The organism is uncultured Faecalibaculum sp., from assembly GCF_910588395.1.
Lineage (GTDB): Bacteria > Bacillota_I > Bacilli_A > Erysipelotrichales > Erysipelotrichaceae > Faecalibaculum.
On record NZ_CAJUPA010000028.1, the window covers coordinates 23,653 to 33,447 of the forward strand.

9 protein-coding genes are annotated in these 9,795 nt (G+C 55.4%); 1 reads left to right on the forward strand and 8 read right to left on the reverse strand.

The genetic code is table 11. The features are described 5' to 3' along the window. Window positions 1-38: 38 nt before the first annotated feature. The 8 genes from QZ305_RS08495 to QZ305_RS08530 all read right to left on the reverse strand — a co-directional run bounded on the left by QZ305_RS08495 (window position 39) and on the right by QZ305_RS08530 (window position 7,821). The gene (locus QZ305_RS08495; protein ID WP_294731311.1) at window positions 39-1,400 is read right to left on the reverse strand and encodes a PTS sugar transporter subunit IIC; all 1,362 of its coding nucleotides are present in this window, start codon (window positions 1,398-1,400) and stop codon (window positions 39-41) included. A gap of 154 nt (window positions 1,401-1,554) precedes the next feature. Continuing rightward, entirely contained in the window at window positions 1,555-2,457 is a 903-nt protein-coding gene (locus QZ305_RS08500) for a DUF362 domain-containing protein (protein ID WP_294731312.1), read from the reverse strand. Window positions 2,458-2,557: 100 nt separating this feature from the next. Continuing rightward, the gene (locus tag QZ305_RS08505) at window positions 2,558-3,031 is read right to left on the reverse strand and encodes a flavodoxin (RefSeq protein ID WP_294731314.1); all 474 of its coding nucleotides are present in this window, start codon (window positions 3,029-3,031) and stop codon (window positions 2,558-2,560) included. A gap of 81 nt (window positions 3,032-3,112) precedes the next feature. Next, the gene (locus QZ305_RS08510) at window positions 3,113-3,694 is read right to left on the reverse strand and encodes a flavodoxin (RefSeq protein ID WP_294731316.1); all 582 of its coding nucleotides are present in this window, start codon (window positions 3,692-3,694) and stop codon (window positions 3,113-3,115) included. A 231-nt stretch (window positions 3,695-3,925) separates the two neighbouring features. After that, window positions 3,926-4,366: a threonine/serine exporter family protein gene (locus tag QZ305_RS08515; RefSeq protein ID WP_294731318.1), complete on the reverse strand. Its 441-nt coding sequence runs from the start codon at window positions 4,364-4,366 to the stop codon at window positions 3,926-3,928. Beyond that, the gene (locus tag QZ305_RS08520; RefSeq protein WP_294731320.1) at window positions 4,363-5,112 is read right to left on the reverse strand and encodes a threonine/serine exporter family protein; all 750 of its coding nucleotides are present in this window, start codon (window positions 5,110-5,112) and stop codon (window positions 4,363-4,365) included. Before QZ305_RS08520 ends, QZ305_RS08515 begins: the two co-directional genes overlap by 4 nt. A gap of 175 nt (window positions 5,113-5,287) precedes the next feature. Then, on the reverse strand, window positions 5,288-7,039 hold the full coding sequence (locus tag QZ305_RS08525; RefSeq protein ID WP_294731322.1) for an ATP-binding protein: 1,752 nt from the start codon (window positions 7,037-7,039) through the stop codon (window positions 5,288-5,290). Then, on the reverse strand, window positions 7,036-7,821 hold the full coding sequence (locus tag QZ305_RS08530) for a response regulator transcription factor (RefSeq protein WP_294731323.1): 786 nt from the start codon (window positions 7,819-7,821) through the stop codon (window positions 7,036-7,038). The genes QZ305_RS08525 and QZ305_RS08530 overlap by 4 nt, the downstream gene beginning before the upstream one ends. Window positions 7,822-8,308: 487 nt before the next feature. Between QZ305_RS08530 and QZ305_RS08535 the strand changes: the two genes are divergently transcribed. Beyond that, window positions 8,309-9,694, forward strand: a complete 1,386-nt coding sequence (locus tag QZ305_RS08535; RefSeq protein WP_294731325.1) for an ATP-binding protein — start codon at window positions 8,309-8,311, stop codon at window positions 9,692-9,694. Window positions 9,695-9,795 lie beyond the last annotated feature (101 nt).

Here is a 9,795-nt window from a genome sequence, read left to right on the forward strand (position 1 = left end):
TCCCTTCGAAGATCCGTCAGGCCGGATCGGGGAAGGAATCAGTCCAGCAGCAGATCGTCTTCCAGCTCCGCCGCCAGTTCCTGTTCCTCCTTCACTTTTTTGTCGTCGTAAATCTTGAAGAACGGGTAGTAGATGACCAGATCGATGAGAATCAGGACAATGGACCACACCAGACCGGTCCAGTTGCCGGCTGCAAACATGCCCAGGATGCCGACGGGATAATAGTTGTTCTGCATCGCACCGGTGGGAACCGCAAATCCCATGGTGTTGACCAGGGTTGTCAGCAGAAAGTTCACAGTGGGTGCCGCCAGGAAGGGGATTGCCATGGTGATGTTCATGACAATGGGTGTACCGAAAATCACCGGTTCGTTGATGTTGAAGATGGAAGTGGGCAGGGCAACTTTTCCCAGGGTCTTCAGATGCTGGGACTTTGCGAGAAAAGCCATCAGGATCACAAGTCCGAACGTGGCGCCGCTGCCTCCCATGTTCACAAAGTACATATAGAGCCATTCCGGATGAGGAGCCGGCAGGCCGTTGCCGAAGGCAACCATGTTTTCCGCCCACATGGCATTGGCAATGGTTCCCATGGCGACATACATCAGCATGGAACCGTGAATGCCGAACAGCCAGAGGACACAGCCAAGGATCAGGTACAGGAATGCGCCCCACCAGCCGCCGCCGATGCTTGTCAAAGGTGCCTGCAGCAGACCGTAAATCAGGTTCTGGGCGGTTCCATAGGCGGTATAGGAGCAGCCAACGCGGACTGCCATGAAAATCACGAAGACAACAGAGGCAGGAATCATGGTTTCAAACATGTTCGTGACGTTTTCCGGGACGGAAGCGGGCATTTTCAGCTTGAATCCCTTGTCGTCAAACCATACATAAATCCGGACGGAAATGATGCCCACGATCATGGCCAGGAAAATCCCTGTGGCTCCGAAAGAGGATACCTGCAAAGCGTTGGAGACGGTGGCCATGGCAGTTTCACCGTTTTCCAGAACCACCTGCATCTGCGAGGTGAACGGTGTCACCATCAGGAAGCTGCCCAGGGCAATGAGTGCGCCGTTGATGGGCTTTTTGCCGAATGATTTGGCCAGGAAATACCCGATTGCCAGAATCAGATACAGCGAAATCAGCTCTGATGTGATCAGGATCGGGAAGTTCAGGATTTCAAAGAGGCCGGTCTGTTCCAGAAATGCCGTGTAGCCTTCGCCAAGGGGCAGTGAACGGATCAGAGTGAAGAATGAAGCGCCGATGGTCAGCGCGGAAATTCCCATGAAGGAATCCATGAGGACTTTCACATAACGGTTGTTGGTGATTTTGTCTGTCATCGGAACGAGCTTCTCTTCCAGCCAGGCGGAGAAGCGGTCCAGGAATGCAGCGGGGTTGGATGTTCCCATTTCTTTGTTCCTCCTTATGGCTTCATTCTAGGTGACAGTGATTCTTCCCTCATTATCACAAATTGCCGTTGTAAGCGGTAAAAAAAACGGCTTCCATGAACTGGAATGCCGTTTCGGTTTCTGAAATCTGTTCTGTCAGGACTGTGCCTGCATACTACTCTTCGTCGATGCTGATCAGCTCATAGTCCCGGGTGCCGAAGCCCAGTTTTTCTGCCGCTTCAATGGTGTGACGTCCGTTCCGGGATTCCACCCGTTCCACAAAGTGGTCACGGCCGGGATCCTTGGAGTTGTACACCATGTCAATGCAGGCCTGGTCAATGGCAACAGGGTCTGTGGAGATCATGACACCGATGTCCTTCATGCAGGGATCCTCTGCCACGTGGCAGCAGTCGCAGTCCACGGACAGATTCTTGAGCACGTTGACGTACACGATGTTGTCCTTGAAAAATTTGTCCACGGATTCTGCCGCATCTGCCATGGCTTCCAGGAACTGGTCATGCTCGATTTCCTTTTCCCAGCAGTCCTTCATTTCTTTTGACTGACCAACGGAATGGATCCAGCATTTGCCGGCAGTGGAAGCCACGCCGATGGAAAGCTGCTTCAGCGCCCCGCCGAATCCGCCCATGGGGTGGCCCTTGAAGTGGGACAGCACCAGCATGGAGTTGTATTTGTCCAGATCCCTGCCGACGTAGTTTTCCCTGATGCGCAGTCCGTTGGGAATGTCCAGAACCAGGTCGGGGCCTGCAGCGTCCAGAATCTCCACGTTGAAGTTTTCGCTCCATCCGTGTTCCCGGAGGACCTGTTCGTGTTCCATGGTGTTGAACCGGTGACCGCCCATGTCGTGACCATAGGCTGTGTTGCACTCCACGACGGTGCCGTTGACTTTGTCCACCAGCGGCTTGACGAACTCCGGACGCAGGAAGTTCTGGTTGCCCCGTTCTCCGGTGTGCAGTTTCACTGCCACGTTGCCTTTGAGTTCCTTGCCCAGTCTGTCATACAGTTTGACCAGTGCGTCGCGGTTGGTGTCGCTTGTAAAATAAACCTTTGATTTTTCCATTGGAAATCCCTCTTCGTTCTTTCTGTCCTTTATTATACCGTTTTCATCAGACGCAGAACCATCACTTTCAGGCATGTCGACTTATGCCTGCCACGCCGTTTCATTCGCCCGCTGCATCCGCCCAGAACTTCAGCTGCTCCGGGTCGATGCGGCCATTGAGCAGTCTGCCTGGAACAAAGCGGATGTCCGGATATGCACGGATCAGAGCCTTTTCCGCTTTGGCAATTCCGCTGCCGCCGGATGTGGCAAAGGGAACCACGGCTGCTTTCTGCAGATCGGCATGATCCAGGAAGGTCTCCACAATCCGCGGTGCCAGTCCCCACCAGATGGGAAAGCCCAGGAAAATCTCATCATACCCGGATACATCCGGCTGCCTGACCAGCGCCGGACGGGATTTGGCATCGTTCATTTCTCTGGTGGACCGGCTGCCTTTGTCCGTCCAGTCCAGATCTGCTGCTGTATACAGTTCTGCCGGAACCAGTTCAATCAGATCCGCCTGCTCGGCTGCCGCCAGTTCCCGGGCTTTGTTCCGGGTCACACCGGATGCCGAATAATACACCACTGCTTTTTTCATGTTTTCCTCCCACTGCCTGCCGGCAGTTTTTTCACTGTTTCTGTCTGCCGTATGATATCCCATCCTCTGTGCGCAGCGGAGTCACCGGATATTCGTTTCGCAGATCCACGTCTGCAGCTCCTGTCCGGAGACGGATGCCGGCAGCCGTTTTCCAGACCTCCAGTCTGCATCCGGTTCCAGGTCTTTGAGCAGCTGTTCGCTCTCTTCAATGCCTGTGCCGCCGGATGTGCAGAACGGGATCACCGTTTTGCCTTTCAGATGACCGTCTGCCACATAGCTTCTGATGACCGCCGCCGGTTCACCCCACCAGATGGGATATCCCAGCCAGACGATCTGTGCCTCCTGCACCTGCGTTCCCGGATCCTGATACCCCGGCAGTTCCAGCGTCCCGTCGTGTTCCAGAGACACCCGGCTGTCCGCATCGGTATAATCCAGGTCCGCTTCCGTATACGCCTGCTCCGGTTCCAGTGCCACCAGAGGGGCTTCCAGTGTCTGTGCCAGCGTTCGGGCTGCTTGTTCTGTGTTGCCCGTGGCGGAAAAGTACAGCACCACCTGCTGCCCGGCTGTCCCGGCGCCATCCGTTGTGCTGTCTGGCGCTGCAGCTGACAGCGAAGACCGGGCCGGCTTTTGCCCGGCCTGCAGATTCCTGTCCTGTTTGTCCACATCAGATTTCCCTTTCCAGCCCATCTCGGACTGTTGCCTTTCACTTTCATTGTAGACAGCATTCCGCAGATGGCTAATGCTGATTTTTCATGGGAAACCATACCTGCAGGTTACCGTATGCCCGCTGCCGGCAGGTCCACAGGCATGGCAGCCCATACGGTATAAAAAAGACCAGTGTCATCCTTCCGGACTCACACCAGTCTCCAGCCTGCACGGCATCCCCTCCGGGAATCAGCGCTCCCGCAGGGATTTCTTTTTCATGTCCCCGAAAATCCGGAACGCGGTTTCCACCAGCAGGATTGCCAGGGCAATCATCCCGCAGATGCACAGAATCTCCGCCAGCCGGTCCATGGCCGCGATGCGGTCACCGTTGACAAATTCGCCCATCATCACGAACGTCAGCTTTCCCGGTACAAAAGGAACCAGAACCGGCGCATAGTACACCGCCACCGGCTTGTCCAGGATCCGGCCGAAGACTTCGCTGAGCACGCTGTAAACCAGACCGCTGACAAACGCCCGGACGTTGAGATCATCGAAGAATCCCATGGCAAACGCCGCCATGAAACCGATGAACCCCGCAATGAGAATGTCCTTTCCCCGTCCGTTGAACCGCACGGAACACATGGCGCACAGAATGGCAGCCCCGAAAGCTTTGATCAGAATCATGTTCATACGCGGCACACCCACATGGCAAGGCCGGTGCCGGCGGCGATGGACACCGCGATCAGACAGGCTTCAGCCGTGCGCTGCAGCCCTGCCTGGTAATTGGCATTGATGGTATCCCGGATGGCGTTGAAAATCAGCATCCCGGGCACCATCAGCGGGACATTGGCCACACAGCAGATCTCCGAGTTGATGGGCAGCCCCCAGCGGTGCAGCAGGGCGGGCACAGCGGTGATGAAGAAACTCGCGGCGATCAGCAGAAAGATCCGGTGGGCTTTGCTGGTGAGAATCCAGCCGGCGCCCAGACCCAGAAGAAAGATGATCAGCACATCATAGGGATCTCCGAAGAAAATCCCGAAACCCAGAGAACAGGCACCGGATGCCAGGATCCGGATCCAGCGGGGCCAGGGCCTGATTTTCTCGATCCGGTTCAGTTCCTGTTCCATCTGCTCCATGGTCATGCCAGGTGCCTGTTCGGCGAATTTGTGAATCGCTTCGATGCTGGTGATGTCATTGCTGGATTTCGTCACCTCGCAGATCCGGGTGATGATGTGGTGCTCGGCTTTGAAGGAGAAAAACAGCGAAGTGGGCGTGACAATGCACTCCGGTTTGCGGGCCCAGGGCTGAGTCAGGCAGATTTGCTTCATGGTATTGGATACACTGGTCACATCCCCGCCGCTTTGCAGAAACAGTTTGCCGGTGCGCATGACGATTTTCGCAAGCCGGCTGCTTTCATGAGGAGTCAATACAACCATCCTTTCCTCATCGTTCTGTCTTTGTCCGCATCCACAGACTTTGTCTGCATAAACACAGGACAAATCACCTTTACTGTATTCCTTCAGCTGACAGGAAACAAAAGTTATCCCCGGACATGTGACGCAGCAGGCAAAAGCGGGAAAGTCCGCCTGTGCTTTCTTTCCCGCCTTGCATTCATGATTCGGCTTGCATGCTGTCTGTATCTGTATCCTCCCCGGAATCTCCGGTTTCCGACACAGGGAGGCGGACCGTGAACACGGAGCCCTTGCCCGGTTCACTGTCCACGCTCACCGTCCCGCCATGCAGCCGGACGGCGTTCTTCACGATTGCCAGCCCCAGTCCGGTTCCGCCCAGCTGGCGGCTCCGGGACTTGTCCACCCGGTAGAACCGCTCGAAGATCCGCTCCTGATCCGCCGGCGCGATCCCCGGCCCATCGTCGCTGACAAGCAGCACCGCTTCTCCGGGATCCCTTCGCAGCGTCAGCTGCACATGGCTGTCCGGCGCACTGTATTTGATGGCGTTTTCCGTCAGATTGAACACCACGCTGCGCAGCAGCTGGGGATTTCCCCGCACCACCACCGGCGCATCCGGTTCCTGCACCGTCACAGACACCCGGGACCGGGACGCAGTTTCCTGCACATCTGCCTGCACCGAACCGATCAGGCCGTTCAGATTCACCGCCTCCCGCTTCACTTCCAGACCTTCATCCATCCGGGTCAGCGTCAGGATCTGATCCACCTGCGTGCTCATCCGCCTCGCCTCACGCAGGATCCGCTCAGCCATCCCCTGCACATCCTCCGGCCGGGCCAGTCCCTGGGCCATGAGCTCGGAATACCCGGAAATCGTCTGCAGCGGCGTCTTCAGTTCGTGGGACACATTCCCGGTGAATTCCTTGCGCATCCGCTCCATCTGCTGACGCTCCGTGACATCCAGCAGCAGGATTGATTCTCCCCGGAACTTCTCCCGGGCAATCACCGGCCCCGCCTGCACCAGCCACACCCGGTCTTCCACCGGCACCAGGGCATTCTGCGGCTGACCGGACTTTCGGGCTTTCCGGGCCAGGTCCACCACCGGTTCCAGCAGACACAGCCGGTCAAAGGGAAACTCCTTTCCGGCTCCGATCTCTGTCTGGATCTTCTGTGCTGCCCCCGGCGCCAGATCCAGCGCTGCAGCTGCCGCTTCATTCAGATACAGAATGTTCAGATCCTGATCCAGCAGCAGCAGACCTTCCTCGATCCCCGCCGCCACAGTATCAAACTCCGCCTGCTGCACCCGCAGCCGGCGCTTCTGCCTGTCCAGATCCCGGCGGTACCGGCTCAGCCGGTCCGCAATGGGCTTCATCTCCTCATAGATCTCCCCCTGCTCCGGATGATCCAGATCCAGGTTCTCCAGCGGACTCATGATCCGGTGCGACAGCCAGATCGCCAGCACCAGCGCTGCCAGCAGCGCACCGCAGAAAATCGAAATCAGCGGTGTGGCCACACCCATGAGCAGCGTCAGCACCGAGTAGCGGGAAACGGAAATCCGCAGCACATTGCCATCCGGCAGCTTCATGGCGGAATAAATCGCCTGTTCCGTCAGTGTCTCGGAGTATCGGGTGCTTTCTCCCCATCCCGTCTCCAGGGCCTCCTTCACCTCTTCCCGGTCCGCATGACTGGGCAGGGTATCCGAACCGGTACTGGAGTCATACAGCACGTTTCCCTTTGCGCTGATCAGACTCACCCGGTAATCCTCGTGATCCATATCCTCCAGAAACCGGAGCCCTTCCTGGTCATACCCCTGCGCCGCCAGTTCCAGACTGGAATGCAGCTGGTCTTTTTCCACACTGGAGAAATACTGAAACAGCGTGGAAAACGTCAGGATCATCGACGACAGAAACACCAGCGTGCAGACAGAGAAAATCGCATAGAATATCTTTTTTGTCATGGTTTGTCTTCCCTTTCAGCTGCTGCCTCCGGGCTGTTTCCGGCAGAGACATCCACTGTCTCCTCCTGGGACCGGTCAGAGCGCTCCAGCGCCTCCGGATTGAACCGGTATCCCGCACCGCGCACCGTTTCGATCCCCCGTCCGGCTTCCTTCAGCTTTCCCCGCAGCGTGTTCACATGCACGTCCACCGTCCTGGTTCCCCCGGCAAAATCCGTATCCCAGACCTTCATGAGCAGTTCATCCCGGGAAAACACCTTGCGCGGCGACCTGGTGAGCACCTTCAGCAAGTCGTATTCCTTCCGCGTCAGATTCACCCTCTGATCACCTGCCGTCACTTCATGCGCCGTCAGATCCAGACGGAGTCCCTCAAACTCCAGAATTCCGCCGGTTTCCCGGTTATCCTTTGTATGCCGGTTTACCCGCCGCAGCAGCGCACGGATCCGGGACATCATCTCTGCCATCCCGAACGGCTTGCTCAGATAGTCATCTGCACCCAGATCCAGCCCCGTCACAGTATCCGATTCCGCCGTCCTGGCTGTTTCCATGATCACCGGCAAATCCGCCGTCTCCGGATTCTGCCTCAGTTTCTGCAGAATCATCAGGCCATCCTGCTCCGGCATCATGATATCCAGCAGCACCAGATCCGGCCGGCGGTCTTTCACCGCCTCCAGCAGCGCTGTCCCGGTCTCAAATCCCTTCGCTTCGAAATCCGAAACCTGCAGTGTATACAGAATCAGTTCCCGAATCCCCTGGTCGTCCTCAGCAATGTAAATCAGCGGCATGTGAGTCTCCTTTCCGTGTCCATCATTCATTTTCAGTATACGTTGACCCGGTTAAATCCACGTCTGACATGTGTAAAGGTTGTGTAAAAGAATGTTGCCGATGGGTCTGCCGACCCTGCCGGGGCATAAACCAGCGGGCAGAAGGGCTTGTCTGGCAGGAGCATTGTCACAGAAAACGGATGGTGTTCTCCACCGGGAAACCCGGACAGCGGGCAGCAGGCTGTTCTGTACCTGACTGTTGTGCAGGAGAGGATGGTCAAAGTCAGATGGGCTGACAGCGATCCGGTGTCAGCTCTGCAGGGAATTCGAAAAAATGTCGCAGACAACCCCCGAAAACATTGGAATAATGTCGCATTTTACCTCCTGAAACCCGCGAAAAATGTAGCAGTTTACTCTCGAAAAGTGATGAAAAATGTAGCAGTATAGAGATGAGCCATGCAGCTGTCTGAAGCAGGCTGTCTGCAGATGCAGAGATGGAGGGCTGAATATGCTGAAGCGGAAAGTGTATGAAGAACTTGCAAGATGGAACAGAGAAGGCACCGGAACAGCTGCTTTCATCATGGGAGCCCGTCAGATTGGAAAATCCACGATTGCCCGGGAATTTGGCCGGAACTGCTTCCGGCAGTTTATAGAAATCAATTTCATTGATCAGCCTGAAATGAAATCCGCATTTCAGTGGGAAGGCGCCCGAAACATCCTGACAGCACTGACGGCACTCACGCATCAGACCATCCTTCCCGGTGAAACGCTGATTCTTCTGGATGAAATCCAGGAATGTCCAGAAGCCAGAACCGCCATCAAGTTTCTTGTGGAGGAAGGCAGCGCCCGGTACATTGAGACCGGATCACTTCTGGGGGTGAATCATCGGGAAATCAGGTCCTATCCAGTAGGGTACGAAACCATCATCCCCATGTATCCGCTGGATTTTGAAGAATTCTGCTGGGCCATGCATATTCCGAAGGAAACTCTGGACTATCTGCATGACTGCTTTGAAAAAAAACAGTCTGTTCTGGAACCGGTTCACCGTGAGATGCTGCAGATGTTTTATACCTATATGATCGTGGGCGGCATGCCGGCTGTCGTGCGTGACTACGTGCAGATTCCGGACCTTGCCGCCTGCAGCCGAACACAGAAAGACATCCTCCATCTGTACCGGACTGATATCGCCAGATATGCCAGAAGTACGGAAAAAAACAAAATCCGGGAGATTTTCGACAGCATTCCAGGTCAGCTGGACAGCAAAAACAGCCGCTTTGTTCTGTCCAGACTCAAAGAGGGAGCACGTCTGCAGAGGTACGAAAACAGCTTCCTGTGGCTGAGGGAAGCTGGTGTGGCTCTTCCCTGTTTCAATGTCTCGGCTCCGGTTTCGCCTCTTAAACTGAACGAAAAGCGGAGTCTGTTCAAATTGTTTCTGTGTGATACAGGTCTGCTGTGTGAGGCGAGTCTGGGAAACCTTCAGTACCCGCTCCTGAAAGGAGAGGTTGATATCAACGCCGGCAGCATTCTGGAAAATGTGTTTGCGCAGTCCATCGTCTCCAAAGACATGGATCTGTATTACTATGACCAGAAGAAATTCGGAGAACTCGACTTTGTCCTGCAGAACGGGAGAAACATTGACCTGTTTGAAATCAAATCCGGCAACGACTGGAAAAAGCATTCTTCCCTGACCAAAGCGATTCAGTCGGCTGAATGGGAATTTTCCGGAACCTTCGTTTTCTGCAAAGGAAACCTGGAACAGCAAGACAGCATCCTGTACCTGCCATTCTACATGATCATGTTCTATCAGCCCGAGCGCAGCCCGGAGTCTCTTCTCTGGAAACCGGAAATGAACGCTCTTATGTCATTCGGTCTGAAGCAGACCGACGAAATCTGACAGCCCCGGCATTGCGGCAGCCATCGGCATTGACCTGAAAAAAGGAGAATATCCGAATATTGTTGAGGTCGCTGAGCACCTCTAAAGTTTCTGAATCAAAA